The sequence below is a fragment of the Streptomyces sp. NPDC030143 genome, assembly GCF_055573695.1.
Map to the genome: position 1 here is coordinate 362,130 of NZ_JBVIAY010000001.1, position 26,852 is coordinate 388,981.

Here is a 26,852-nt window from a genome sequence, read left to right on the forward strand (position 1 = left end):
CTTCTGCGGCGTGACCACCGTCCGGCTTCCGCTCTTCCCCCTGAACTCGGTGCTGTTCCCCGGGCTCGTCCTCCCGCTGAACGTCTTCGAGGAGCGCTATCGCGCCCTGATGCGGGAGCTGCTCAAGACTCCCGAGGACGAACCGCGCCGGTTCGCCGTCGTCGCCATCCGCGACGGCCACGAGGTGGCTCCGGCCGCACCGGGCATGCCGGACCAGACGGCGCTGCCCGAGCGCGGCCCGGCCGCGGGCTTCGGCGACGACCCCGCGCAGGCCTTCCACAAGATCGGCTGTGTCGCCGACGCGGCCACGATCCGGGAGCGGGCCGACGGCACCTTCGAGGTGCTGGCGACCGGCACGACCCGGGTGCGGCTGCTGTCGGTCGACGCCTCCGGACCGTTCCTGACGGCGGAACTGCAGGAGCTGCCGGAGGAGCCGGGCGACGAGGCGGGAGCCCTCGCGGAGGGCGTGCTGCGGGCCTTCCGGCAGTACCAGAAGCGGCTAGCCGGGGCGCGTGAGCGCTCGCTGGCCACCGGGGCGGACCTGCCTGACGAACCGCCCGTGGTGTCGTACCTGGTGGCGGCCGCGATGATGCTGGACACGCCGACCAAGCAGCGGCTGCTCCAGGCGCCGGACACCGCCTCCCGGCTGCGCGACGAGCTGAAACTCCTGCGCACGGAGACGGCGATCCTCCGTAGCCTTCCCTCGCTGCCCGCGGCGGAGCTCACCCGCGGGCCGACGAGTCTCAACTGACGTCACTCCGGAAGGCGCGCATGGCGAAGAAGTCGAAGAAGCAGCAGCAGTCCGGCGGCACGCCCGCCACGGTGGCCCTGACGGCCGCGGGCGTGGACCACACCGTCCACGCCTACGACCACGACCCGAGCCACCCGTCCTACGGCGAGGAGGCGGCCGAGGCGATGGGCGTCTCCCCCGACCGGGTGTTCAAGACCCTCGTCGCGGACGTCGACGGCACCCTGACCGTGGCCGTGGTCCCGGTCGCGGGCTCGCTCGACCTGAAGGCGCTCGCGTCGGCGGTCGGCGGCAAGCGGGCGGCCATGGCCGACCCGACGCTGGCCGAGCGCACCACGGGCTACGTGCGCGGCGGCATCTCCCCGCTCGGCCAGCGCAAGCGGCTGCGCACCGTCCTCGACGACTCCGCGACCGCCCACGCCACCATCTGCGTGTCGGCGGGCCGACGCGGCCTGGAGGTCGAACTGGCCCCCACCGACCTGGCGCATCTCACGCGGGCGGTACTGGCCCCCATCGGCCGGACATGAGCCCCCCGCCGCCGCGCGGCGAGGCTGTCGGCGGGACCACCGAGGACGGCGCTCGGAGACGACGGGCGGGTGAGGGCAGCGGCCCGGCGGCAGGCCGGGGGACGACGGCACTCCGGTGAGACCACACGGCTCGGAGACGACGAGGGCCTTGCCGGCGACGGGTACGCGAATCGGAGGCCTGCCGACGACGGGCGGGGCCGACAGCGGCCCGGCAGCAGGCCGGGGGACGACGGCACTCCGGTGAGACCACACGGCTCGGAGACGACGAGGGCCTTGCCCGGGACGGGTACGCGAATCGGGGGCCTGGCGACGACGGGCGGGGCCGACAGCGGCCCGGCGGCAGGCCGGGGGACGACGGCACTCCGGTGAAGCCACGGGGCTCGGAGACGACGGGGGGCCTTGCCGGCCACGGGTACGGGAATCGGAGGCCTGGCGACGACGGGCGCAGGAAGCCAGGCGGCTCGGAGGCCACTGGTCGGCGAGACATGGGGCCACTGCCGCGCCGGTTCGTGAGATCCAGCCCGTCCGGCGTTCGAGGACGAGGTTCGTCCAGGGGGCGAAGCGGGGTGCTGGGGCGCAGCCCCGCCGGAGAGCCGAGGGACAGAGCCCTTGGAACCCGGAGCGACCCCGCGCCCGGCCGGGGTCGAGGGACAGAGCCGTGGCGCCCCGGACAACTCCCGCCCGAGCCGAGGGGCGGGCCCATGGAACCCGGAGCGACCCCGCGCCCGGCCGGGGCGAGAGACAGAGCCGGCACCGGAGTCGGAGGCGGTCGTCGGCCGACCCGACGCGCGGCCGGCCGAGCCGGCCCCGGTCTACCCCGTCGGGCCCTGCGGCCCCTGAGGTACGTACGGGTCGGGGTGGGCGTACGGGTCCGGGTCCCGGGGGCCGAAGAGAGCCGTGAGGCCCAGGTGGACCAGGAGCGCGGCCAGGGGCCAGGCGAGCAGCGCGCCCTTGGCGCCCAGCTTCAGCGGGGCCGAGAAGGTCACGCCCCTGCCCGCCGCCTTCGCCTGCGCCAGGACGTCCGAGGAGGGGCCGAGCCACACCCCGAGGCGCCAGGCGAGGACCGAGCCGAGCAGCCCGCCCACGGTCAGCGCCACCACCAGCGGTACGCCCCCGCGCCGCCGCCAGGCGAACACCGCCACCGCGCTCACCAGACCGCAGGCGACGGCGAGCAGCGTGAACGTTCCGTCGACGCCGACCGCCTGCTCGCCCTCGGTGTCCTTGAAGTACACGACCCAGTTACCGTCGACGACGTCCCCGACCAGCGGCACGCGCGGCGCGAGCCACACCCACAGCAGCCCCAGCACCACTCCGACGACCGCGGCCGCCACCGTGATCACGGCGGCTTCCCGCAGTTCGGTCCTCATCCCGGGACCGTCCGATCCGTGTCCGGCGTCGTGGGGCGCGCCACCCGCTCCCGGGTGCCCGGCGGGCGAAGGCGGCCAGGCCTTGTGCGCGGACGGTTCGTGCGGGGGCGGAGGGGGAGTCAGCGGTGCGGTCACCCTGACATCGTGCCAGGCGCGCCCGACCGTCGCGTCATCGGACGGCGGCCCGACGGTACGCCCAGGTCGCTACGGCCAGCGAGACGACACCGACCCCGGCGCACACCGCGAGGTCACCGAGGACGAACGCCCAGTCGGGGCTCGCCCGGAAGGTCCGCGCGAAGGCCTCGACGCCGTAGGTGGACGGCAGCAGGTCGCGCGCGAAGCGCACCGGCTCGGGCATCCGGTCCGGCGGCAGCACGCCCAGCAGCAGCGCCGCGGACATGCCCAGCTGCCCCAGCACGGTGGCCAGCTCCGGCCGCGGCGCGAGCAGCCCGAAGGCCGCTCCGAGCCCGGACAGCGCGGCCCCCGCCAGCGGGATCACCAGCGCCAGCACCCACAGGTGGGTCAACGGCAGCCCGAACAGCACACACCCGAAGACGGCCGTCACCAGCGTCCCCGGCACCGTGAACGACGCGTACGCGCCCGCAGCGCCCAGCACCACCGCGGCCGGCGGCACCGGAAGCGTCGCGTAGTGGTCCAGCCCGCCGCTCGCCCGCAGCTGTCCGAAGTACTGCGCGAGCAGGTTCAGCGCGACGAAGGCGACGACGAGCACCGCCGAGCCGGCCACCACGGCCTCCGCCTCGCGACCGCCGTCCACGACGCCGCGCATCATGACCAGGATGCCGACCGACTGGAAGGTCGCGACGAACAGCAGCGGGATGCGAGCCACCCGCGCGCGGGACAGCTGCGCCCGGTACACGGCCACGAGCGACGGCCACATCCGCGCCCGCGGCCCCAGCTCGGCCGCTTCCCGGGCCGGCTCGTCCACGGCCAGGGCGCTGCCCGGCAGAACCTCGGCGGGTACGACACTCACGTGGCGCTGCTCCCCTTCTCGGACTTCTCGGGCTTCTCGGGCTTCCCGGCGTGAACTCGGTCAGTCGCCCTGTTCAGTACGGCTGTGGTGGCTGTCCTGCTCACACCTTCACCAGCCCCTGCCGCGCGGCGCCGCCCAGTGCCAGGTAGACGTCCTCCAGGCTGGGCGTGGCCAGGGTGAAGTCGTCCAGGGCGGCGAAGGCGGCCCCGCCGGTGACGGTGGCGACGACCGCGCGGGCCTCGTCGGGCGCCAGCCGCAGCGTCCAGCGGCGTCCGGACTCCACGGCCCGTTCGCGCAGCACGGCGACCTCGGGCACCTCGAGCGGTGCCCGCTCGCGCCACACCAGCTCCACCCGCACCTCGCCGGCGACCTGTTCCTTGAGTCCGGCGGGTGTGTCGCAGGCGATGACCCGGCCCCGGTCGAGGACGGCGACCCGGTCGAGCACGGTCTCGGCCTCGATGACGTTGTGGGTGACGAGCAGCACGGTCGTCCCGCGCTCCGCCCGCCGCCGGTCCACGGCGGACCACACGGCCCGCCGGGCCACGGGGTCCATCCCGGTGGTCGGCTCGTCCAGCACCAGCAGGGGCCGTTCCCCCACCAGCGCGGTCGCGAAGCAGGCCAGCCGTCGCTGTCCGCCGGAGAGCTTCCTGAGCGGCCGCCCGGCGATCGGGGTGAGTCCCAGCTCGTCGAGGACCGCGTCGCGCTCCCCGCGCGCCTGCCGTACGTCGAGCCCGCGCAGGCGCCCGGTGGTCTCGGCGGCGAGGGAGACGGTGAGGTCGTCGAGGGCGGTGGACTCCTGGCCGAGGTAGGCGAGGAGGCGCGCGGCCCGCTCCGGGTGGCGCACGATGTCGTGCCCGAGGATCTCCACACTGCCCGCGTCGGGCCGCATCAGCCCGGTGAGCTGGCGGACGAGGGTGGACTTGCCGGCGCCGTTCGGACCGAGCAGCCCGAAGATCTCCCCGCGCCGGACGTCCAGCCGCACGTCGTCGGTGGCCCGTACCTCGGGGGTGGCGGGGGTGCCGCGCCGGCCTCTCACCGAGGGATAGGTCTTGGACAGCCCGCGCACGGCACACACGACCTCGCCCCTGTGTCGGATGGCCGGTGCCGCACGCGTACTCACAAGGGACGAGCCTACGGGGTCCGGGAGCTCTGCTCGCCGTTGGGTCGTCCTACGCCGGAGCCTCCGCCGGCCGGCGTGCGCCCGCGCGGATCCGCGCCGCCCGGCGTGCGTCAGTCGCCGGCCGGGGCGTGCTCGGCGCCGGTGCGGGCGTCGACCTCCCGCCAGAACCCAGCCCGGATGGCGTAACGGTCGTGCTCGTCGATCTGGTCGTCCTTGTGCGCGAGCAGCCCGAAGCGGGCCGCGTAGCGCAGCAGCTCGCCGTCGATGCGGTGCGGGATGCGCGGGTACATCCCGGACAGCTTCTGCAGGTGGTTCTGGTCCCCCAGGCGTGCCATCCAGCGCCGGGCGAAGACCTGGCCCACCTCGAAGGGGTCGCCGCCGACGGTGGTGATGTCCTCCTCGCGGTCGGCCCACCGCTGCTCGGCCGTGGTGAGCTGGGCGAGGGTCGGCATCGAGACGGCCTCGGAGGGCTCGGCGGGGACGCCGGGCCGGTCCACCCAGCCCTTGTCGGAGGACCAGCGCAGGGTGGCGGTGGCGGGGTGCTGGACGGCCTGGGCGCCGGGTGCGCGCAGGGCCGCCAGGTCCTTCGGGGTGGGCACGCCCTTGGGGGCGGGGACCCGTTCCTGCCCGCCGTTGTCCGCGGCGGTGGCCGCGCCCGCGTGCTCGCTCTCCTCGGCGGTCCGCTCGCCGGCCCGGCCGAGCGCGCCGTCGGGCAGGGGCGCGGAGAGGATCGCGGCGATCTCGGGCCGGGGCGCGGGCGACGGCGCGCAGATCCCGCCGAACTCCTTGGCGCGTACGGCCTTGGTGATCCACGTACGGTCCAGGACGCGCCGTTCGTCGGCCTCGGCGACGAGGTCCTCGGACTGGTTGTAGTCGCCGTCGGCGGCCTGGACGGCCCACAGGTGGACCGCGACGCCGTGTTCCTTGGCGGCCATCATGCCGGGCAGCAGGTCGCCGTCGCCCGTGACGAGGACGACGTCGGAGCAGGCGCGGTTGCGGGCCAGCTCGGTCAGTTCGGCGTGCATCGCGGCGTCGACGCCCTTCTGCGCCCAGCGGCCGTCGCTGCGGGTGAGGGCGCCGAGGCGCACCGTCACCCGGGGCATCACGCGCAGCCTGCGGTGCTCGGGCTGGGGGACGCGGTCGGGGGCGCCGTCGAACCAGTAGATGCGCAGCAGGGGCCGTTCCGTCTCGGACTCGGCCTGTTCGCGCAGGCCCTGGACGAGGGCGGCGTGGTCGACGGTGATGCGGGAGCGCGACGGCTCTCCGGCGAGGAGGCTGGCGGCGGCCCCCAGCAGATACCCGGCGTCCACCAGGACGATGCAGCGGTCCACACGACTCACCCTCTTTCCCGGAGGTTTGCTCGGGCCTGCTTCGAGTCTGCCCGACGGCGCGGGGGTTAACGGTCCGAACTCGATCTTCGGCGTGGCGTTTCGGAGCGGCGCACCCCGACCTTCCCTGTCACAGACGGTAATTATCCGAAATGCGTCGTAAGTCAGCCTATGTGAATCTGATCCCGGCCCTGGCCCCTAGATCCCCTTCAGGAGGCAGATCACCATGGCCAAGAACAAGAAGCAGGACCGCAAGCAGCCGCAGTCCGATCGCGCCCAGCAGCCGGCGCGGCAGTCGTCGCTGGAGTCCCAGGGCGAGCAGCAGATGGCCCCCGTGACACCCGCCGACGTGGCGCGCAAGGGCCGGCAGAAGCGGTTCGGCCACAACTGACACCCGTGGGACGGGCTGTTGAGGCCCCGGCACACCGAGGGGCGCATCCGCTGCCGGATGCGCCCCTCGCGCGTCGTCCCGCCGTGGCCCGCCGGGTGGCTCAGCCCGCCAGGCAGGACGGGCCGAGCAGCACCTTCAGGTCGCCGAACAGCGCCGGGTCGGGCTTGACCCGGTGCCGGTCCAGGCGCAGCACGGTGGTCTTGGTCGGTCCCTGGAGCCTGATGCGGACCTCGCTGTCGCCCTTGTGGTGGGTGAGGATCTCGCCGAGGCGGCTGACCATCGGCGGGGTGACCTTGACGGCGGGGATGGTGAGGATCACCGGCGCGTTGGTGCCCGCGGTGGACAGGTCGGGGACCATCAGCTCCATCGCCACGAGCCGCGGCACGTCCTCGCGCTTGTCAAGGCGGCCCTTGACGAACACCACGGCGTCCTCGACGAGTTGGGTCGAGATGAGCTGGTAGGTCGCCGGGAAGAACATGCACTCGATGGAACCGGCGAGGTCCTCGACGGTGGCGATGGCCCAGGCGTTGCCCTGCTTGGTCATCTTGCGCTGGAGGCCGGAGATGATGCCGCCGATGGTGACGACCGCGCCGTCCGCGTGCTCACCGCCGGTGAGCTGGGAGATGCCCGCGTCGGCCTTGTCCGACAGCACGTGCTCCAGGCCGAACAGCGGGTGGTCGGAGACGTACAGGCCGAGCATCTCGCGCTCCTGCGCGAGCAGGTAGGTCTTCTCCCACTCGTCGGTGCCGAACTCGACGTCCAGGCCGAAGCCGGGTTCGTCGCCGGTGTCCTCGCCCATGCCCCCGAAGAGGTCGAACTGACCCTCGGCCTCCTTACGCTTGACCGCGACCACGTTGTCGATCATCGGTTCGTACTGCGCGGTCAGGCCCTTGCGGGTGTGACCCATCGAGTCGAAGGCGCCCGCCTTGATCAGCGATTCCGTGGTCCGCTTGTTGCAGACGACCGCGTCGACCTTGTCGAGGTAGTCGGGGAAGGAGGAGTACTTCCCCTTCGCCTTGCGGCACTTGATGATCGACTCGACGACGTTGGTGCCGACGTTGCGCACGGCGGAGAGGCCGAAGAGGATCACGTCGTCGCCCTGGGCGGCGAAGTTCGACTCCGACTCGTTGACGTTCGGCGGGAGCACCTTGATGCCCATGCGCCGGCACTCGTTGAGGTAGACGGCCGACTTGTCCTTGTCGTCCTTGACGGACGTCAGCAGCGCGGCCATGTACTCGGCGGGGTGGTTCGCCTTCAGGTAGGCGGTCCAGTACGACACCAGTCCGTACGCGGCCGAGTGGGCCTTGTTGAAGGCGTAGCCGGCGAAGGGGACCAGCACGTCCCACAGGGCCTGGATGGCCTCGTCGCTGTAGCCGTTCTTCTGGGCGCCGGCCTGGAAGATGGTGAAGTTCTTCGCCAGTTCGTCGGGCTTCTTCTTGCCCATCACGCGGCGGAGGATGTCGGCCTCGCCGAGCGAGTAGCCGGCGATGATCTGGGCGGCCTTCTGCACCTGCTCCTGGTAGACGATCAGGCCGTAGGTGACGTCCAGGACCTCCTTGAGCGGCGCCTCCAGCTCCGGGTGGATCGGTGTGATCTCCTGCTGGCCGTTCTTGCGGAGGGCGTAGTTCGTGTGGGAGTTCATGCCCATGGGGCCCGGGCGGTACAGGGCCGACACGGCGGAGATGTCTTCGAAGTTGTCCGGCTTCATCAGGCGCAGCAGGGAGCGCATGGGGCCGCCGTCGAACTGGAAGACGCCCAGGGTGTCGCCGCGCTGGAGCAGCTCGAAGGTCGTGGGGTCGTCGAGCGGAAGGCTCAGGAGATCGATGTCGATCCCCTTGTTGGCCTTCACCATTTTGACGGCGTCGTCCATGATCGTGAGGTTGCGCAGGCCCAGGAAGTCCATCTTCAGCAGGCCGAGCGACTCACAGCTCGGGTAGTCCCACTGCGTGATGGTCACGCCGTCGGTGTGCCTCACCCAGACCGGGACGTGGTCGGTGATGGTCTCGCTGGACATGATCACGCCGGCCGCGTGCACGCCCATCTGCCGGACCAGGCCCTCGACGCCCTTGGCGGTGTCGATGACCTTCTTCACGTCCGGCTCGTTCTCGTACATCGCCCGGACCTCGCCCGCCTCCGAGTAGCGGGGGTGCTGCGGGTCGGTGATGCCGGACAACGGGATGCCCTTGCCGAGGACGTCGGCGGGCATCGCCTTGGTGATGCGGTCGCCCATCGCGTACGGGTAGCCCAGCACGCGCGCGGAGTCCTTGATCGCGTTCTTGGCCTTGATGGTGCCGTAGGTGCCGATCATGGCGACCTTGTCGGCGCCGTACTTCTCCGTGACGTACCGGATCACCTCGACGCGCCGGCGCTCGTCGAAGTCGATGTCGACATCGGGCATGGAGACGCGCTCGGGGTTGAGGAACCGCTCGAAGATCAGGCCGTGCGGGATCGGGTCGAGGTCGGTGATGCCGAGGGCGTAGGCGACGATCGAACCGGCCGCGGAGCCTCGGCCGGGGCCGACGGCGATGCCGTTGTTCTTGGCCCACATGATGAAGTCGGCGACGACGAGGAAGTAGCCCGGGAACCCCATCTGGATGATGACGTCCATCTCGTACTCGACCTGTCGCTGACGGTCCTCCGGCACGTTGCCGGAGAAGCGCCGCTCCATGCCGCGCCGGACCTCCTCCTTGAACCAGGTGACCTCGGTGTAGCCCTCCGGGATGTCGAACTTCGGCATGAGGTCGCGCTTCTCGAACATGCCCGTGGTGTCGATCTGCTCGGCCACCAGCAGCGTGTTGGCGCAGCCCTCCTGCCAGGCGTCCGAGGAGTCGATGGCGTACATCTCCTCCGTGGACTTCAGGTAGTAGCCGGTGCCGTCGAACTTGAAGCGGTCGGGGTCGGAGAGGTTCTTGCCGGTCTGGATGCACAGCAGCGCGTCGTGCGCCCCCGCCTCGTGCGCGTAGGTGTAGTGCGAGTCGTTCGTCACCAGGGGCGGGATGCCGAGCTTCCTGCCGATGTCGAGGAGTCCGTCGCGGACCCGGCGCTCGATCTCGATGCCGTGGTCCATCAGCTCCAGGAAGTAGCGGTCCTTGCCGAAGATGTCCTGGTAGTCGGCGGCGGCCTTCAGCGCATCGTCGTACTGGCCGAGGCGCAGCCGGGTCTGGAGCTCGCCCGAGGGGCAGCCGGTGGAGGCGATGAGCCCCTGCGACCACCGGGAGATGGTCTCCTTGTCCATCCGGGGCCACTTCTGCAGCCAGCCCTCGGCGTAGGCGTCGGAGGAGAGCCGGAAGAGGTTGTGCAGACCGGTGGCGTCGGCCGCCCAGATCGTCTTGTGGGTGTAACCGCCGGAACCGGAGACGTCGTCGCGCTTCTGGTGCGGCTGGCCCCACTGGATCTTGCGCTTGTTGCGCCGTGACTCCGGGGCGACATACGCCTCGATCCCGATGATCGGGGTGATTCCGGCCCTCTGCGCGGAGTGGAAGAAGTCGTACGCCCCGTGGAGGTTGCCGTGGTCGGACATCGCGATGTGCGTCATGCCCATCTCGTTGCACGCGTCGAACATGTCCTTCAGCCGCGCGGCACCGTCCAGCAGCGAGTACTGGGTGTGGACGTGCAGGTGCGTGAACGGCGGCTTTGACACGGCTCGGCCTCCAAGGGAAACACTCGACGACAGGCTGCGGACAGTCTGGGGGGACAGCGTCGAAGTCTATGCCTCGGCACTGACACCGCGCGGGCACTCCCACGTACCTTCGGGCGTTGGACACGACAGAAACGCTGTCGTTCATGCACTGCACCAGGAGGCACCCCGCGATGTCGGCACCGCAGCTCAATGACGAGCCTCGCGGCGAGGAGATCCTCGCCGTCTTCGACACCGCCTTCGGCGAGCTCCTGGCCGCCGACCCGGCCGCGTTCCGTGTGAAGTTCCGGAAGATGGCGGCCTCGGCGTTCGCGTTCTACCGGGGCACGGCGGCGCTCTTCTACCACGACCTGGACGAGGAGAGCGCCGGGCGGGGCGGTGGGAGCGCACCCGGCGGTCCCTTCCTGGACGAGCGCACCTCGCGCGTGTGGATCCACGGCGACCTGCACGCGGAGAACTTCGGCACCTACATGGACTCCCAGGGCCGCCTGATCTTCAACGTCAACGACTTCGACGAGGCGTACGTCGGCCCCTTCACCTGGGACCTCAAGCGCCTGTCCGCCTCCCTCGCCCTCATCGGCTACGCGAAGGCGCTGAGCGACGAGCAGATCACCGAGTTGGTGGAGGTGTACGCGGGCGCGTACCGCGAGCGCATCCACGCGCTGGCCACCGGCGCCAAGCGCGACGAGGTGCCGCCCTTCACCCTGGACACCGCCCAGGGCCCGCTGCTGGACGCGCTGCGGGACGCCCGCTCCCTCACCCGCTTCGGGCTGCTGGACTCCATGACCGAGATCCGCGACTTCGAGCGCCGCTTCGCGTCGGGCGGCGGTTCCATCGAGCTGGACGCGGCCACCCGCTACAAGGTGCTGGCCGCCTTCGACGGCTATCTGGAGACGCTGCCGGAGACCTCCCTGGCGCACCCCGACTCCTACCGGGTGAAGGACGTCGTGGGCCGGCGCGGGATCGGCATCGGCTCGGCCGGGCTGCCCTCGTACAACATCCTGCTGGAGGGCCACAGCGACGCCCTGGAGAACGACGTCGTGATCTACATCAAGCAGGCCCAGACCCCGGCCGTCTCCCGGCACGTCACCGACCCGGCGATCCGCGAGTACTTCCGGCACGAGGGCCACCGCACGGTCATCTCGCAGCGGGCCCTGCAGGCGCACGCCGACCCGTGGCTGGGCTGGACCGAGCTGGACGGCGCGGGCCAGTTGGTCGCCGAGGTCTCGCCCTACGCCGTCGACCTCGACTGGGGCGACATCGACGACCCGGAGGAGATCGCGGGCGTCGTCGCCGACCTCGGCCGGGCCACCGCCACCATGCACGCGGCGGCCGACGACCAGTCCGGCGAGTCCCTGGTGCCGTTCTCCACCGAGCGGGCCATCGACGCGGCGATCGCCGCCGACGAGGACGGCTTCGCCCCCCTGCTGGTGGACTTCGCGCACACCTACGGCGCCCGCGCGCGGGCGGACCACCAGATCTTCGTCGACCTGTTCCGCAACGGCCGGATCCCCGGTCTGTGACGGGATCCGCAGCGACCGGGGCCGGTCGCGGCGGGGATCGATAACGATAGGGACGCTCACAGGGACCCTTTAGGGGTCCCTTACCCCGGCGCGTGGCACACTTCCAGCGCTATGGACATATCCGGGACCCGCCTCAGAGCCGTACGCGCGGCGCTGTTCACGGCCTTCGTCGTGACGCTCAGCACCGCGTCGCACGTGCTGCTGTCCCGGGCCCCGCTGCCGCTGAACACGGTGGCCGTCGTCTCGGCCGCCGTGTTCGTCCTCGCCTACGCCCTCGCGGGCCGCGAGCGCGGCTTCGGGCGGATCGCCGCGCTGCTGATCCCGCTGGAGCTGGCGGCCGACACGGTCTTCACCACCGGCCAGCACGTCTGCTACGGCCGCGCGGGCGGTCCGGTCGCCGGACCGCTCGCCTCGGTCGGCTGGGACGTCCTGTGCGGTGACGGCACCCCCGTGGGCACGCCGCTGGCCCAGGTCACCGGCGCCGACGCCGACAAGCTCGGCGGTCTGCTGGCCCATGCCGACCCGGCGACCGCCTGGCTGCTGCTCGGCGCCCACGTCTGCGTCGGGCTGGTCGCCGCCGCCTGGCTGCGCCGGGGCGAGCGGGCGCTGGCCCAGCTGCTGCGGGCGGCCGCCGCGACCACGTTCCGGCCGCTGCTGCTGGCCGTCGCCGCCGTGACCGTCCGGCGCGCCCCGGCGCCCCGGCGCCTGCCGCGGCCCGTGCGCCGTACGCCTGCCGCGCGTGACCGGATCCTCGTGCACTCCCTGGGACGGCGTGGACCGCCGTACTCGGTCGCCTTCGCCTGAGCACCGCCCGTCCCGGCGAACGGCACACGAGCACGACCGTCCCGACCCCCACGTATCCCGCGCACGCCCGTGCGCGTCCCACAGGAGAACACCCACATGAGCAAGCGGAACAGCCAGGCGGCGAAGACGGCGGCCCGGGAGCGGCTGCGCGTCGAACGCGAGCGTGAGGCCAAGCGGGCCAAGATCCGGCGGCAGGTCGTCGTCGCCTGCTCGGTCGTCGGTGTGCTGGCGGTGGCCGGCGGCATAGGTTACGCCGTCGTCCAGGCCAACAAGCCCGGCTACTGGGAAGAGGCCGCGAAGGCCACGCTGGTCAAGCCGGCCAACACCACCGGCGAGAACGGCACGACCGTCGTCATGGGCAAGAGCACCGCGAAGAAGACCCTCGTGATGTACGAGGACCCGCGCTGCCCCGTCTGCGCCCAGTTCGAGCAGACCGTCGGCGAGACGGTGCAGAAGAACTACGACGAGGGCAAGTACAAGCTCCAGTTCGTCGGCGCCACCTTCCTCGACCGCGGCCTGAATGGCGAGGGCTCGAAGAACGCGCTCAGCGCGCTCGGCGCCGCGCTCAACGTGAGCCCGGAGGCGTTCCTCGAGTACAAGACGGCGCTGTACTCGGCGAAGTGGCACCCCGAGGAGTCCGACGACAAGTTCAAGGACGACTCCTACCTGATCAAGGTGGCGGACACCGTCCCCGCGCTCAAGGGCAACGCCAAGTTCCAGACGGCCGTCAAGGACGGCACGTACGACAGGTGGGCGCTGGAGATGTCGAAGACGTTCGACAAGAGCGGGGTGTCGGGCACGCCGACGCTGAAGATGGACGGCAAGACGCTGACCGCCCCCGGCAGCAAGAACGCGCCCATGACGGTCGCCGACTTCACGACCGCGATCGACGCGGCGCTCAAGGGCTGATCCTGCCGCGGTGAAGAGCGGGCGAACTTTTCCGGTTCGCCCGCTCTTTTGTCCTACTGATCAGTAATCTGATCGTCCGTGACCAGTCGACACAGATCAACAGAGAGCTCCGGCGCGGCTTCCTCCCGCGTCAACCCCCTTGCCCCGCGCCGCCGTACGGTGGTCAAGGCCGCGGCCGCCGGCGCCGTCCTGGCCGGGCCGCTCGCCGCCGCGCTGCCCGCCCGGGCCGCCGAGGAGGCCCCGGCCTTCCTGCACGGCGTCGCCTCCGGCGACCCGCTGCCCGACGGCGTCCTGCTGTGGACCCGGGTGACGCCCACCGCCGAGGCGATACCCGGCTCCGGGCTCGGTCCGGACACCGAGGTCGAGTGGACCGTCGCCCGGGACAAGGCGATGACCGCCATCGTGGCCAAGGGTTCCGTCACCGCCACCGCCGCCTCCGACCACACCGTCAAGGCGGACGTGCGCGGTCTGGCGCCGGCCACCGACTACTGGTTCCGTTTCTCGGCCGGCGCCACCGACTCCCCGGTGGGGCGCACCCGCACCGCCCCGGCGGCGGACACGTCGGTGGCGGGCCTGCGCTTCGGTGTGGTCTCCTGCTCCAACTGGGAGGCCGGCCACTTCTCGCCCTACCGTCATCTCGCCGCCCGCGGCGACCTCGACGCCTGGCTGCACCTCGGCGACTACATCTACGAGTACGGCACCGGCGAGTACAGCGCACGCGGGACCGTGGTCCGGCCGCACGCGCCGACGCACGAGATCGTCACGCTCGCCGACTACCGCATCCGGCACGGCAGGTACAAGACCGACCCCGACCTGCAGGCCCTGCACGCCACGGCACCCGTCATCGCGATCTGGGACGACCACGAGATCGCCAACGACACCTGGTCGGGCGGCGCCGGGAACCACACCGAGGGAGCCGAGGGCTCCTGGTCGGCCCGTCAGGCGGCCGGAAAGCAGGCCTACTTCGAGTGGATGCCGGTGCGCCCGGCCATCGAGGGCACGACCTACCGCCGTCTGCGCTTCGGCAAGCTCGCCGACCTCTCCCTGCTGGACCTGCGCTCCTTCCGCTCCCAGCAGGTCTCGTTCGGTGACGGCGAGGTGGACGACCCGGACCGCACACTGACCGGCCGCGCCCAACTCGACTGGCTGAAGGCGGGCCTGAAGGCGTCCGACACGACCTGGCGGCTCATCGGCAACTCCGTGATGATCTCGCCGTTGGCCCTCGGTTCGCTCCCCGCGGAGCTGTTCAAGCCGCTCGCCAAGCTGCTCGGCCTGCCGCAGGAGGGCCTCGCCCTCAACACCGACCAGTGGGACGGCTACACCGACGACCGCCGCGAACTCCTCGCCCACCTGCGGTCGAACGCCATCCGCAACACCGTCTTCCTCACCGGTGACATCCACATGGCGTGGGCCAACGACATGCCGGTGAACGCCGGGACCTACCCGCTGTCCGCCTCGGCAGCCACCGAGTTCGTGGTCACCTCGGTGACCTCCGACAACCTCGACGACATCGCGAAGGTCCCCGAGGGCACGGTCTCCGCGGTCGCCGCGCCGCTCGTCCGGGCCACCAACCGCCACGTCCACTGGGTCGACACCGACCGGCACGGCTACGGCGTCCTGGACGTCACCGCCGAGCGCGCGCAGATGGACTACTACGTGATCTCCGACCGGACTAAGGCCGACGCGACCTCCGCCTGGCTGCGGTCGTACCGCACGCTCAGCGGCACGCAGAAGGTGGAGCGGACCTACGACCCCGTCTGACGGTCACCCGAGGGTCTCGAGGAAGCCGAGCGCCACCCGCCAGGTGGCCTCGGCGGCCTCCTCGTCGTAGTCGGGCAGGTCGGGGTCGGTGAAGAGGTGACCGGCCCCCGCATAGCGGTGGATCTCCACGTCGGCGCCGGCTCTGCCCATCTGCAGGTACCAGGCGTTCAGCCAGTCGTCGGTCTCGAACGGGTCCGGTTCCGCCACGTGCAGCTGGACCGGCAGTTCGTCCACCGAGGCGTTCGGCGCGAGGTCCGAGGTGCCGTGCAGGAGCAGCAGGCCGCGCGCCTTGTCGTCACCGAGGGCGAGGGTCTGCGCGACGGACGCGCCCAGCGAGAACCCGGCGTAGACCAGGCCCCTCTCCGAGTAGGGCGCGGCGGCCAGGACGGCTCTGCGCAGCAGCTCGTCCTTGCCGATCGCCTCGTGGTGCGCCATGCCCTCCTCGACCGAGTCGAACGTACGCCCCTCGAAGAGGTCCGGCGTCCACACCTCGTGCCCGGCCGCCCGCAGCCGGTCCGCCGCCGCGCGCACCGCGGGACGCAGTCCATGGGTCGAATGGAAGAGCATGATGTTCATGAGGCCATGGTGCCAGCCGGCACCGACAGCGTCCCCGGGCCGGCCCCCGCACCACAGGACGTGTGCCTCTTCACAGAAGCCACATGTTCATGACCCCGCAAGGCCGGTTACGTTCGAAGGCATGGAGAACCTGCTCCGCCCACTGATCGTGGTCGGCGGTTCGGTCGTGGTGACGTTGTTCATCGGCTGGGCCACCGACCGACTGCTGTGCAAGGCCGACCGAAGTCACCCCGAGACCCCGTTGTGGGGCCTGCTGCGCCGTGGCCGCATCCCCTACCAGCTGGTGCTGTGCGCGGCGCTGCTGAGAGGCTCCTACGACCAGGCAGAGCTGCTGCAGGTGCACAAGGTCGGCATCGGCCGGACCCTCACGCTCGTGCTGATCGGGGCCGCCGCCTGGCTGGCCATCCGGATCGCCGCCGCGGTGGTGGAGACCTCCTACAGCCGCTACGCGCGCGTGCACCGCGACGCGGCCCGGGTGCGGCGGGTGCGCACCCAGGTGTCGCTGATCATGCGGGTGGTCTCGGCGGTCGTCGGTGTCGTGGCGGCGGCGGCGATGCTGTTGACGTTCCCGGCGTTCCGCGCGGCCGGCGCCTCCCTGCTGGCCTCCGCCGGCATCCTGGGCATCGTCGCCGGTGTCGCCGCCCAGTCCACGCTGAGCAACATGTTCGCCGGGTTCCAGATCGCCTTCGGCGACATGGTGCGCATCGGCGACACGGTCGTCGTGGACGGCGAGTGGGGCACGGTCGAGGAGATCACGCTGACCTTCCTGACCGTGCGGACCTGGGACGAGCGCCGGATCACCATGCCCGTGTCGTACTTCACGTCCAAGCCGTTCGAGAACTGGTCGCGGGGGACCCCGCAGATGACCGGCATCGTGTACTGGCACGTCGACCATTCCGCGCCGCTGGACGCGATGCGCGAGAAGCTGCGCGACATCCTGCGCGAGTGCCCGTCCTGGGACGGCCGCGCCTACGGCCTCGACGTGACCGACACCACGCCGAACACCCTTCAGGTACGGGCCCTGGTGACCGCCAAGGACGCCGACGACATCTGGACGACGCGGGTGACGGTCCGCGAGCGGATGATCCGCTGGCTGGCCGAGGAGCACCCCTACGCGCTGCCGCGCGTCAACACGGCGGACGCGCTGCCGCCGCCCGGCCGTGCGAACGGCGCCCGGTCCGCCGACGGGGTGCCCCCGCGCCAGCGCCGCGCGTACGAGACGCCCCGCGTGGACCGCTGACCGTCAGCGCCCGCGCTCGGCGCCGCCGTTGACCTGCACCACCTGCGAGGTGACGTGCCCGGCGCCCGGGGAGGCCAGCCAGTGCAGGGTGGCCGCGACATCCCCGGGCGTCCCGGCACGCCCGTTCGCCGTCTCCCCCACGAGCCGCTCACGCCGCTCCCTCGCCATCGCCCCGCCGAAGAACTCGGTGTCCTCGACGTAGCCGGGCGCGACGACGTTCACGGTGATCCCCTGCGGTCCCAGCTCCCGCGCAAGGTCGTGCGCGTAGGGGTGCAGGGCGGCCTTGGCGGCGCCGTACGCCCCGCTGCCGGATCCGCGGTAGGCGGCGATCGAGCTGACGAACAGCACCCGTCCGCCCGGCCGGGCGAGCCGCTCCTTCAGCGCCTCGGTGAGCAGGGCGGCGGTGAGGGTGTTGATCCGGAAGTTCACGGTCCAGGTGTGGGCGACGCGGTCGAGGGGGTCGTCGCTGTCGGGTTGCGGCTCCAGTTGCCCGGTGCCGCCGGCGCCGTGGACGAGCACGTCCACCGTCCCGAGCGTCTCCTCGACGAACAGCGCGAGCTGCCGCACCTCGTCCGGCTCGGCGAGGTCCGCGGCATAGGTGAGCGCCCCCTCCACCCCGGCCTTCTCCAGCACCTCCCGGCGCCGCCCGAGCAGCAGCACCCGGTCGCCCTCGGCGGCGAAGGCCTGTGCCGCGGCCCGTCCGATCCCCGTACCGCCACCGCTGATCACTACGTTGCGTGCCATGGGGTCGACCGTACGAGGGGAGGGAGCGCCGGGCACCCCGGTTCACCCACCCGTCACCCATGGTTCACAGACCATGGGACACCGTGAGTCATCACCGCAGACTGCGCACATCCAGGTGGCGCAGCACCCGGTCCACGATCTCCGGATCGGCCCCCGGCTCGCTGCGCGCCGCCACCACCTCGTGCCGCGCCGCGCTCAGCATCTCGCCCTGGATCCGGCGCACCCGCTTCAGCCGCCGCGCCCGCTGCTCGTGCGCCTCGCGCCGCTCGTCCTCCCCGATGTCCGGGCTGATCCGCAGACCGATGTCGAAGGCCCGCCGCACCATCTGCTCGGACAGTTCCTCCGACAGCTCCTCCTCCGCCTCGATCTCCCGGAGCCTGCGCTTGGCGGCCCTGGCCGCCCGCACGGCCAGTTCCTTCTCGAAGGCCTTCTCCCGGCCGGTGTCCGACTGCACCCCCAGCCGCTTCACCAGCCACGGCAGGGTCAGCCCCTGCATCACCAGCGTCGCCATGATCACTCCGAAGGCGATGAACACGATCTCGTCCCGGTTCGGGAAGGCCGCCCCCTTCTCGGTCTCCAGCGGGATGGCCAGCGCCAGCGCCACCGAGGCCACCCCGCGCATCCCCGACCACCACATGACGACGGTCTCCCGCCAGCTCATCGGGATGTCCTCGTCGTGGTCCCGCCGGGCGTGCAGCCGTTGGGCGAGCCAGGTGGCCGGCAGCAGCCACAGCAGCCGCACCAACACCACCACACCGGCGACGGCCGCCGCCCAGCCGAGCATCTCCCCCCACCGCCCGGACGCGGTCCGGATGGCGTTGTGCAGCTCCAGCCCGATCAGCCCGAACGCCACGCCGGTGACCAGCGTGTCGACGATGTCCCAGAAGGTGTGCCCGGCCAGCCGGGTCATCACGTCGTCGGGGTCCGTGGCGAACTCGGCGAGGAACAGCGCGGTGGTGAGGACGGCGAGCACCCCGGACCCGTGCAGTTCCTCCGCCAGCACATAGGAGGCGTACGGCACCAGCAGGGTCAGCCCGATCTGCAGGGTCGCGTCGCCGAGCAGGTCCATCAGCTTGTTGGCGCCCCACCCCAGCGCGAGCCCCACCGCCACCCCCACCACGGCGGACAGCACCAGGTCCAGCCCCGCCTGCCACGGCGAGAAGGTGCCGGTCACGACCGCGGTGATGGCCACGTGGTACAGCACGATGGCGGTGACGTCGTTGAACAGGCCCTCGCCCTCCAGGATGGACACCAGCCGGCGCGGCAGTCCGAGCTGTCCCGCCACGGCGGTGGCGGCCACCGGGTCGGGCGGCGCGACGAGCGCCCCGAGCGCGAAGGCCGCCGCGATCGGCAGTCCGGGCACGATGGCGTGGGCGACGGTGGCCACGCACGCCATCGTGACGAAGACCAGCGCCACGGCGAGCAGGAAGATGGGCCGCTTGTTCGCCGTGAACTGCCGCCAGGACGTCCTCCGGACCGCCGCGTACAGCAGGGGCGGAAGCAGCAGGGGCAGGATGAGGCCGGGCGGGATGTTCACGTTGGGCACGAAGTCGAGGACCGCGAGCACGATCCCGAGCAACGTCATCAGGACCGGCGCGGGCAGCCCCCACCGGTCTCCCAGCGGGACGCTCACCACGGCCCCGAGCAGCAGCACGAACAGCAGGGCCAACTGATCCACGGTCGGTGCTCCGGCGGTCTAGAGGATCAAGGACAACCAGGGCTCCAGCCTGCCACGCTCGCCCCTCTTGTCACCGCCTTGCCCGTTCCGGCGCTACAACACCCGCCGCATCGCCCGGTGCGGGATCCCCGCGTCGGGGAACTCCGGCCCGTAGGCCTCGTACCCCAGCCGCTCGTAGAACCCCAGCGCGTGGGTCTGGGCGTGCAGGTCGACGGCCGTGAGCCCCCGCGCGCGTGCCGCCTCCTCGACGGCCCGCACCAGCGCGGCCCCGACGCCGAACCCGCGCGCATCCCGGACGACGGCGAGCCGCCCCAGCGATCCGACGGCCGGATCCCCGTCGGTCTTCGCCGCGGCGGCCTCGCCGTGCAGCAGCCGCCCGGTGCCGAGCGGGACGCCGTCCTCGCCGACCGCCAGCACGTGTACGGCACCGGCGTCGTGGGCGTCGTACTCGATGTTTTCGGGGACGCCCTGCTCGCCGACGAAGACCTCCTTGCGCACCGCGAAGCAGGCCTCGCGGTCGGCGGGGTCCTCGGCGACACGCACCGCGTACGCGCGCGTGCTCACCCGTAGGTCTCCTCGCGGACCTGGTCCAGGGCCTGCTGCAGGTCGTCCGGGTAGTCGCAGGAGAACTCCACCCACCGGCCGTCGCCGGGGTGCTCGAAGCCGAGGCGCACCGCATGCAGCCACTGGCGGGTCAGGCGCAGCCGCTTGGCGAGCGTCGGGTCGGCGCCGTAGGTCAGGTCGCCCACGCACGGGTGACGGTGGGCGGACATGTGCACGCGGATCTGGTGGGTGCGGCCGGTCTCCAGCTTCACGTCCAGCAGGGAGGCCGCGCGGAAGGCCTCGATCAGGTCGTAGTGCGTGACGGACGGCTTGCCCTCCGCCGTCACGGCCCACTTGTAGTCGTGGTGGGGGTGGCGGCCGATGGGCGCGTCGATGGTGCCGCTGGTCGGGTCCGGGTGGCCCTGCACGAGCGTGTGGTAGCGCTTGTCGACCGTGCGCTCCTTGAACTGGCGCTTGAGCGAGGTGTACGCGTACTCGGACTTGGCGACCGCCATCAGCCCCGACGTGCCCACGTCGAGGCGGTGCACGATGCCCTGGCGCTCGGCCGCGCCCGACGTCGAGATGCGGTACCCGGCGGCGGCGAGCCCGCCGATGACGGTGGGCCCGCTCCAGCCGGGCGACGGGTGGGCGGCCACCCCGACCGGCTTGACGATGACGACCACGTCGTCGTCGTCGTGCACGATCTCCATGCCCTCGACCGGCTCGGCGACGACCTGCACCGGCGCGGGCGCCTGCGGCATCTCCACCTCGAGCCAGGCCCCGCCGTGCACCCGCTCGGACTTCCCGACCACCGACCCGTCGACGGTGACCTTCCCCGCCGCGGCGAGCTCGGCCGCCTTGGTCCGGGAGAAGCCGAACATCCGGGAGATGGCGGCGTCGACACGCTCGCCCTCCAGGCCGTCGGGCACGGGCAGGTTACGGATCTCGGGAATCGTGCTCACCCGTCGAGTATGCCGGACGGGTCCGACAGCCCCGTACGGAGCCTGTGGACGACCCCGCCCGGGCTCAGGGTTCCGAACAAGAGGGGAGCCCGGATCGCGCCGCCCGGCACGCACGCTCGCCGCAATGCCGAAATCTTTCAACAGCTCCGCTGCGAGGGAGCTTCCGGCGCCCTGCGATCGCACGCATCGGACGCCTCGACCTGATCGGCCTCTCCTTTTGTGGCGGAGCTCTCAGTCCTTGTGGACGGTGCCGTCCGGGTCGAGGCCCCTGAACGACAGCAGCACGATGAGGATGCCGCCGCACACGATCGCCGAGTCGGCCAGGTTGAACACCGCGAAGTGCTTCGGCGCGATGAAGTCCACCACCGCGCCCTCGAAGACGCCCGGGGAGCGGAAGATCCGGTCGGTGAGGTTGCCGAGCGCACCGCCCAGCAGCAGACCCAGCGCGATCGCCCAGGGCAGGCTGTAGAGCTTGCGGGCCAGCCGGGCGATCACCACGATCACGGCGGCGGCGATCACCGTGAAGATCACGGTGAAGGCCTCGCCGAAGCCGAAGGCCGCGCCCGCGTTGCGGATCGCCTCGAAGCGCAGCCAGTCACCGATGATCTCGATCGGCTCGTGGTGCTCCAGCTTCGCGACCACGATCATCTTGCTGACCAGGTCGAGGAGGTACGCGACCGCGGCGACCGAGAAGAGCACGGCGATCCGGCGCCTGCCGCGCGGCCGTCCCGCCCCGTCCTCCGCCGGCGCCCCCGCACCGGACGGCCCGTCCGACACCGGCCGCCCGGCATGCCCGTCGGACGGCTCCGGCTCGGATCCCGCCGCCTCCGGGGTGTCCGGCGTACCGATGATGCGCTCCGCCTCTGCCACGTGAGTCCCTCAACCTAGGTACCTGACTGAGCACGAGGGTACGGCACACCTCCCGGCCCCGGCGTGATCAGTACCGCCGCTCCTGCTTCTGCTTGCACTCGACGCACAGAGTGGCCCGTGGGAAGGCCTGCATACGCGCCTTGCCGATGGGGTCGCCGCAGTTCTCGCACAGGCCGTAGGTACCGGCGTCGAGCCGCTCGAGGGCGTGCTCGGTCTGGATCAGCATCTCGCGCGCGTTGGCCGCCAGCGCCAGTTCGTGCTCGCGCGTGATGTTCTTGGTGCCGGTGTCGGCCTGGTCGTCGCCGGCGCCGTCGCCCGAGTCCCGCATCAGGCCCACCAGGGCGGCCTCGGAAGAGGCCAGCTCCGCGCGCAGCCGGTCCATCTCGGACTGCAGCTCCGCGCGGGCCTCGGCGACCTCTGCCGGGGTCCAGGGCTCCTCACCGGGGCGCACCGCCAGGTCGCCCGCCTCCGCCGCGGCGAGCCGTGCCTGGGGAACGGCGGTCTTCGCCGCCGTGGCCGTGCCAGGAGTCTTCTTCGCAACCACCGTCGTGGCTCCCGTCTGCTCCGCGGCCGAGGCCGCGCCCACCTTCTTGGCCGAGTTCTTCTTCGTCGAACTGGTCTTCGTACTGCTCGTCTTCGTACCGCTGGTCTTGGTACCGCTGGTCTTGGTCCTGCTGGTCTTGGTCCTGCTGGTCTTGGTCCCGCTGGTCTTCGTGGTGCTGGTCGTGGCGGTGCTCTTCTCGGCCGTGGCCCTGTCGACCTCGGCCCCGTCGGCCGCCGCCCCGCCGCCGACGGTCTCCTCGGCCACCGGGTCCTCGGGCGCGGCGGCCCGCGCGGGGACCGCGGCCCGCTTCGCCGGCGTCTTCCTCCCCGTGGCCGCCTTCTTCCCCCCGGACGCGGCCCTGCTCGTCGTCCGGGGCGCGGCCTTCCCGGCCGACACCGCTGCCGCCTTCCTCTCCACCGAGTCCGTCGCGGCCGAGTCCGCCGCGGCCGCGTTCTTGGCGACCGGTTCCTTCGCGGCCGTCTTCCTCGAGGACGCCGCCTTCCCGGCGACCGTCTCGCTCTTCCCGCCTCCGGCGTCCTTGGCCGCACCGCCGACGGCCCGTGCGGACCTGCCGGACGCCGACTGCTGTACGGCGGTCTTCTTCGCCACCATGGCCGCGGCCCCTTCACATATTGTGATCTTGCTCGCGAATCGTGCTGGGACGATAAATCGACTCGAGTCCCGCGGCAACGGGGCACACCGCCCGATTCGCCCGCCTCGCGCACGACGCTCGGCAAGCCTGCATGCGTTGTGCCCAGCTCCCCGCCGGGTAATCCGCCGAGCTCGGCGTCCCCGAACCCGGACCCGGGCACCTCACCGTTCGGGTCACCCCGGGCCGGTCCGCCCCGCCCGCGGCGCGGGCCCGAAAACCGGTCGGCCGCGGTCCGCGCGGCGCCGTACACTGGGCGGAGCGAAAAGCGTGGATGGGGACGAGTAGCGGCGTACGCAGCCCAGAGCGACCCGGGGACGGTGGAAGCCCGGGGGTGAGCACGACGTGAAGATCACCCCGGAGCCGCCGGAAGAAAGCCACAGCCGACAGGCTCGGTGAGTAGAACCGGCATCGCGACCCCAATGAGGGGGCTCGCCGGAGCAGACGACGCACCGGAGGGCCAAGGAGGGTGGTACCGCGGGAGCGCGCCGCACACGGCGTCCGGACAACACGGCTCTCGTCCCTCCGACGGAAGGCAGCACGTCCGCCGGAGGAAGATCGATGACGCAGTACCGTCAGGTGCCCGCCCAGGTCGACCTGCCCGCCCTCGAGCACGCGGTGCTCGACTTCTGGCGCGAGCAGAAGATCTTTGCCAAGAGCCTGGAGCAGTCCGAGGGCCGCCCCGAATGGGTGTTCTACGAAGGCCCGCCCACCGCCAACGGCATGCCGGGCGCCCACCACATCGAGGCGCGCGTCTTCAAGGACGTCTTCCCCCGCTTCCGCACCATGCGCGGCTACCACGTGGCCCGCAAGGCCGGCTGGGACTGCCACGGCCTGCCCGTGGAGCTGGCGGTGGAGAAGGAGCTGGGCTTCTCCGGCAAGCAGGACATCGAGGCGTACGGCATCGCCGAGTTCAACGCCCGGTGCCGTGCGTCGGTGACCCGCCACACCGACGCCTTCGCCGAACTGACGACCCGCATGGGCTACTGGGTCGACCTCGACGACGCCTACCGGACCATGGACCCCGAGTACGTCGAGTCCGTCTGGTGGTCGCTCAAGGAGATCTTCGGCAAGGGCCTGCTGGTCCAGGACCACCGCGTCGCCCCCTGGTGCCCCCGCTGCGGCACGGGTCTGTCCGACCACGAGCTGGCGCAGGGCTACGAGACGGTCGTCGACCCGTCCGTGTACGTCCGTTTCCCGCTCACCTCCGGTCCGCTCGCCGGCCGGGCCGCGCTCCTCGTCTGGACGACGACCCCGTGGACACTGGTGTCCAACACGGCCGTCGCCGCCCACCCCGAGGTCACCTACGTCGTCGCCACGAACGGGGAGGAGAGGCTCGTCGTCGCCGAGCCGCTGCTCGCCAAGGCGCTCGGCGAGGGCTGGGAGGCCACCGGCGAGACCTTCACCGGCGCCGAGATGGAGCGCTGGTCCTACCAGCGCCCGTTCGAGCTGGTGGAGTTCCCGGCCCCGGCTCACTTCGTCGTCAACGCCGAGTACGTCACCACGGAGGACGGTACGGGTCTGGTCCACCAGTCCCCCGCCTTCGGTGAGGACGACCTCAAGGTCTGCCGCTCCTACGGCCTGCCGCTGGTCAACCCGGTCCGCCAGGACGGCACCTTCGCCGAGGACGTCCCGCTGGTCGGCGGCGTCTTCTTCAAGAAGGCCGACGAGAAGCTCACCGAGGATCTCCAGCAGCGCGGCCTCCTCTTCCGGCACATCCCGTACGAGCACAGCTACCCGCACTGCTGGCGCTGCCACACCGCGCTCCTCTACTACGCACAGCCCTCCTGGTACATCCGCACCACCGCGATCAAGGACCGGCTCCTCCAGGAGAACGAGAAGACGAACTGGTACCCGGACACGGTCAAGCACGGCCGCTTCGGCGACTGGCTGAACAACAACATCGACTGGGCGCTGTCCCGCAGCCGCTACTGGGGCACCCCGCTGCCGATCTGGCGCTGCGAGGACGAGCACCTCACCGTCGTCGGCTCCCGCGCCGAGCTCACCGAGCTGAGCGGCACCGACCAGTCGGAGCTGGACCCGCACCGCCCGTACATCGACGCCGTCACCTTCGCCTGCCCGCAGGACGGCTGCGGCAGGACGGCCACCCGCGTGCCGGAGGTCATCGACGCCTGGTACGACTCGGGTTCCATGCCGTTCGCGCAGTGGGGCTACCCGTACAAGAACAAGGAACTGTTCGAGTCCCGCTACCCGGCGCAGTTCATCTCCGAGGCCATCGACCAGACCCGCGGGTGGTTCTACACGCTGATGGCGGTCGGCACCCTGGTCTTCGACAGGTCCTCGTACGAGAACGTCGTCTGCCTCGGCCACATCCTCGCCGAGGACGGCCGCAAGATGTCCAAGCACCTCGGCAACACCCTCCAGCCGATCCCGCTCATGGACCAGCACGGCGCCGACGCGGTCCGCTGGTTCATGGCGGCCGGCGGCTCCCCGTGGGCGGCCCGCCGCGTCGGCCACGGCACCATCCAGGAGGTCGTCCGCAAGACGCTCCTCACGTACTGGAACACGGTCGCCTTCCAGGCCCTGTACGCCCGCACGGCCGGCTGGGCGCCGTCCGGGGCCGACCCGGCCCCGGCCGACCGCCCGGTCCTGGACCGCTGGCTGCTGAGCGAGCTGCACGCCCTGGTCGACCAGGTGACCCAGTCGCTGGAGGCGTACGACACCCAGCGCGCCGGCAAGCTGCTCTCGGCGTTCGTCGACGACCTGTCCAACTGGTACGTCCGCCGCTCGCGCCGCCGCTTCTGGCAGGGCGACAAGGCCGCGCTGCGCACGCTCCACGAGGTCGTCGAGACGGTCACCGCGCTGATGGCCCCGCTGACCCCGTTCATCACCGAGCGGGTCTGGCAGGACCTGATCGTCCCCGTCACCCCCGGCGCCCCGGAGTCCGTGCACCTCGCGTCCTGGCCGCAGGCCGACCTCTCGGTGATCGACCCTGAGCTTTCGAAGCAGATGGTCCTGGTCCGCCGGCTCGTCGAGCTGGGCCGCGCCACGCGCGCGGAGTCGGGCGTGAAGACCCGGCAGCCGCTGCGGCGTGCGCTCATCGCGGCCACCGGCTTCGACGCGCTCTCTTCCGAGCTGCACTCGCAGATCACGGAGGAGCTGAACGTCGAGTCGCTCGCGTCCCTGTCCGAGGTGGGCGGCAGCCTGGTCGACACGACCGCCAAGGCCAACTTCCGTGCCCTGGGCAAGCGGTTCGGCAAGCGCGTCCAGGATGTGGCGAAGGCCGTCGCGAACGCCGACGCGGCCGCGCTGTCCCTCGCGCTGCGTGAGGGCACGGCGTCCGTGGAGGTCGACGGCGAGACGGTCTCCCTCGCCCCCGACGAGGTGATCATCACGGAGACCCCGCGCGAGGGCTGGTCGGTGGCGTCCGACTCCGGCGCCACGGTCGCCCTCGACCTGGAGATCACCGAGGAGCTGCGCCGCGCGGGCCTCGCCCGTGACGCGATCCGCCTGATCCAGGAGGCCCGCAAGAACAGCGGCCTCGACGTCGCCGACCGCATCGCGCTCCGCTGGAGCGCGACCGACCCGGCGACCGTCGCCGCCCTGACCGCGCACTCCGCCCTGATCGCCGACGAGGTCCTCGCCACGGACTTCGCCCAGGGCGAGGCGGACGACACCTACGGTGCCCCGTTCACCGACGAGCCCCTCACGCTGACGTTCCGCCTCCGCAAGGCCTGACCCGCCCATCCCCGCCGACGGCTGCCCCCGGACCACCCTCCGGCGGGCAGCCGCCGCCTTACCGCGTCAGCGGCCTCCCCCGTGATCCGCTTGCCCGCGGGCACACTCCCCCACCTCCACGCGCACCGCCCCTGGTGCACGCCATCCCGCAACACCCCCCACTCAACACGCGCAAAAAGGGCGGGACCCCGGATCGGAAATCCGGGGTCCCGCCCTTTTGAACGCTGCCGACGCCTAAGGC

General features: G+C 71.7%; 21 protein-coding genes. 9 read left to right on the forward strand and 12 right to left on the reverse strand.

All coding sequences use genetic code 11. The features are described 5' to 3' along the window. Positions 1–10 precede the first annotated feature (10 nt). Both ACZ4YY_RS01605 and ybaK read left to right on the forward strand, forming a co-directional pair. Entirely contained in the window at positions 11–751 is a 741-nt protein-coding gene (locus ACZ4YY_RS01605; protein WP_468282320.1) for an LON peptidase substrate-binding domain-containing protein, read from the forward strand. 20 nt (positions 752–771) lie between these two features. Next, the gene (gene ybaK / locus ACZ4YY_RS01610; RefSeq protein WP_468282323.1) at positions 772–1,275 is read left to right on the forward strand and encodes a Cys-tRNA(Pro) deacylase; all 504 of its coding nucleotides are present in this window, start codon (positions 772–774) and stop codon (positions 1,273–1,275) included. A gap of 812 nt (positions 1,276–2,087) precedes the next feature. Here the strand turns inward: ybaK and ACZ4YY_RS01615 are convergent. The 4 genes from ACZ4YY_RS01615 to ACZ4YY_RS01630 form a co-directional block, all read right to left on the reverse strand. Then, entirely contained in the window at positions 2,088–2,777 is a 690-nt protein-coding gene (locus ACZ4YY_RS01615; RefSeq protein ID WP_468282326.1) for an AAA family ATPase, read from the reverse strand. A gap of 34 nt (positions 2,778–2,811) precedes the next feature. Next, complete coding sequence (locus ACZ4YY_RS01620; protein ID WP_468282329.1) at positions 2,812–3,633, reverse strand: ABC transporter permease; 822 nt, start codon at positions 3,631–3,633, stop codon at positions 2,812–2,814. A gap of 100 nt (positions 3,634–3,733) precedes the next feature. Next, positions 3,734–4,708 (reverse strand): ABC transporter ATP-binding protein, encoded by a 975-nt coding sequence (locus ACZ4YY_RS01625; RefSeq protein WP_468282332.1) that lies wholly within the window; start codon positions 4,706–4,708, stop codon positions 3,734–3,736. A gap of 155 nt (positions 4,709–4,863) precedes the next feature. Beyond that, entirely contained in the window at positions 4,864–6,084 is a 1,221-nt protein-coding gene (locus ACZ4YY_RS01630) for an NYN domain-containing protein (RefSeq protein WP_468282335.1), read from the reverse strand. 223 nt (positions 6,085–6,307) lie between these two features. Here ACZ4YY_RS01630 and ACZ4YY_RS01635 point away from each other — a divergent pair, with 223 nt between their 5' ends. Next, positions 6,308–6,472 carry a hypothetical protein gene (locus ACZ4YY_RS01635; RefSeq protein WP_468282338.1) on the forward strand — a complete coding sequence of 55 codons (165 nt, stop codon included), beginning with the start codon at positions 6,308–6,310 and terminating at the stop codon, positions 6,470–6,472. Positions 6,473–6,572: 100 nt separating this feature from the next. On the opposite strand, the gene dnaE is transcribed toward ACZ4YY_RS01635, so the two are convergent. Then, the gene (dnaE, locus tag ACZ4YY_RS01640; protein ID WP_468282342.1) at positions 6,573–10,112 is read right to left on the reverse strand and encodes a DNA polymerase III subunit alpha; all 3,540 of its coding nucleotides are present in this window, start codon (positions 10,110–10,112) and stop codon (positions 6,573–6,575) included. Positions 10,113–10,282: 170 nt separating this feature from the next. Here dnaE and ACZ4YY_RS01645 point away from each other — a divergent pair, with 170 nt between their 5' ends. The 4 genes from ACZ4YY_RS01645 (at position 10,283) to ACZ4YY_RS01660 (ending at position 15,106) form a co-directional block, all read left to right on the forward strand. Next, complete coding sequence (locus ACZ4YY_RS01645; protein WP_468283206.1) at positions 10,283–11,632, forward strand: DUF2252 domain-containing protein; 1,350 nt, start codon at positions 10,283–10,285, stop codon at positions 11,630–11,632. A 111-nt stretch (positions 11,633–11,743) separates the two neighbouring features. Continuing rightward, on the forward strand, positions 11,744–12,436 hold the full coding sequence (locus tag ACZ4YY_RS01650; RefSeq protein ID WP_468282345.1) for a hypothetical protein: 693 nt from the start codon (positions 11,744–11,746) through the stop codon (positions 12,434–12,436). A gap of 96 nt (positions 12,437–12,532) precedes the next feature. Beyond that, entirely contained in the window at positions 12,533–13,345 is an 813-nt protein-coding gene (locus tag ACZ4YY_RS01655) for a DsbA family protein (RefSeq protein WP_468282347.1), read from the forward strand. Between the two features lie 78 nt (positions 13,346–13,423). Continuing rightward, positions 13,424–15,106: an alkaline phosphatase D family protein gene (locus tag ACZ4YY_RS01660; protein WP_468282350.1), complete on the forward strand. Its 1,683-nt coding sequence runs from the start codon at positions 13,424–13,426 to the stop codon at positions 15,104–15,106. Positions 15,107–15,109: 3 nt separating this feature from the next. Here the strand turns inward: ACZ4YY_RS01660 and ACZ4YY_RS01665 are convergent, their stop codons facing one another. Then, positions 15,110–15,682 carry a dienelactone hydrolase family protein gene (locus tag ACZ4YY_RS01665; RefSeq protein WP_468282353.1) on the reverse strand — a complete coding sequence of 191 codons (573 nt, stop codon included), beginning with the start codon at positions 15,680–15,682 and terminating at the stop codon, positions 15,110–15,112. A gap of 121 nt (positions 15,683–15,803) precedes the next feature. On the opposite strand from ACZ4YY_RS01665, the gene ACZ4YY_RS01670 reads away from it, so the two are divergent. Further along, complete coding sequence (locus ACZ4YY_RS01670; RefSeq protein ID WP_468282356.1) at positions 15,804–16,922, forward strand: mechanosensitive ion channel family protein; 1,119 nt, start codon at positions 15,804–15,806, stop codon at positions 16,920–16,922. A 3-nt stretch (positions 16,923–16,925) separates the two neighbouring features. On the opposite strand, the gene ACZ4YY_RS01675 is transcribed toward ACZ4YY_RS01670, so the two are convergent. The 6 genes from ACZ4YY_RS01675 to ACZ4YY_RS01700 form a co-directional block, all read right to left on the reverse strand. Then, complete coding sequence (locus tag ACZ4YY_RS01675) at positions 16,926–17,666, reverse strand: SDR family NAD(P)-dependent oxidoreductase (protein ID WP_468282359.1); 741 nt, start codon at positions 17,664–17,666, stop codon at positions 16,926–16,928. Positions 17,667–17,757: 91 nt separating this feature from the next. Next, a complete protein-coding gene (locus ACZ4YY_RS01680) occupies positions 17,758–19,344 on the reverse strand; it encodes a Na+/H+ antiporter (RefSeq protein WP_468282362.1) in 1,587 nt (528 codons plus the stop codon). A 93-nt stretch (positions 19,345–19,437) separates the two neighbouring features. Then, positions 19,438–19,908, reverse strand: coding sequence for a GNAT family N-acetyltransferase (locus ACZ4YY_RS01685; RefSeq protein ID WP_468282365.1), 471 nt, complete (start codon positions 19,906–19,908; stop codon positions 19,438–19,440). Then, entirely contained in the window at positions 19,905–20,849 is a 945-nt protein-coding gene (locus tag ACZ4YY_RS01690) for an RluA family pseudouridine synthase (protein ID WP_468282368.1), read from the reverse strand. The genes ACZ4YY_RS01685 and ACZ4YY_RS01690 overlap by 4 nt, the downstream gene beginning before the upstream one ends. Positions 20,850–21,080: 231 nt before the next feature. Next, positions 21,081–21,719 (reverse strand): signal peptidase II, encoded by a 639-nt coding sequence (lspA, locus tag ACZ4YY_RS01695; protein ID WP_468282371.1) that lies wholly within the window; start codon positions 21,717–21,719, stop codon positions 21,081–21,083. Positions 21,720–21,786: 67 nt separating this feature from the next. Further along, entirely contained in the window at positions 21,787–22,875 is a 1,089-nt protein-coding gene (locus tag ACZ4YY_RS01700) for a TraR/DksA family transcriptional regulator (protein WP_468282374.1), read from the reverse strand. Positions 22,876–23,473: 598 nt separating this feature from the next. Here ACZ4YY_RS01700 and ileS point away from each other — a divergent pair. Then, positions 23,474–26,611 carry an isoleucine--tRNA ligase gene (gene ileS, locus ACZ4YY_RS01705; RefSeq protein WP_468282377.1) on the forward strand — a complete coding sequence of 1,046 codons (3,138 nt, stop codon included), beginning with the start codon at positions 23,474–23,476 and terminating at the stop codon, positions 26,609–26,611. Positions 26,612–26,852: the final 241 nt, after the last annotated feature.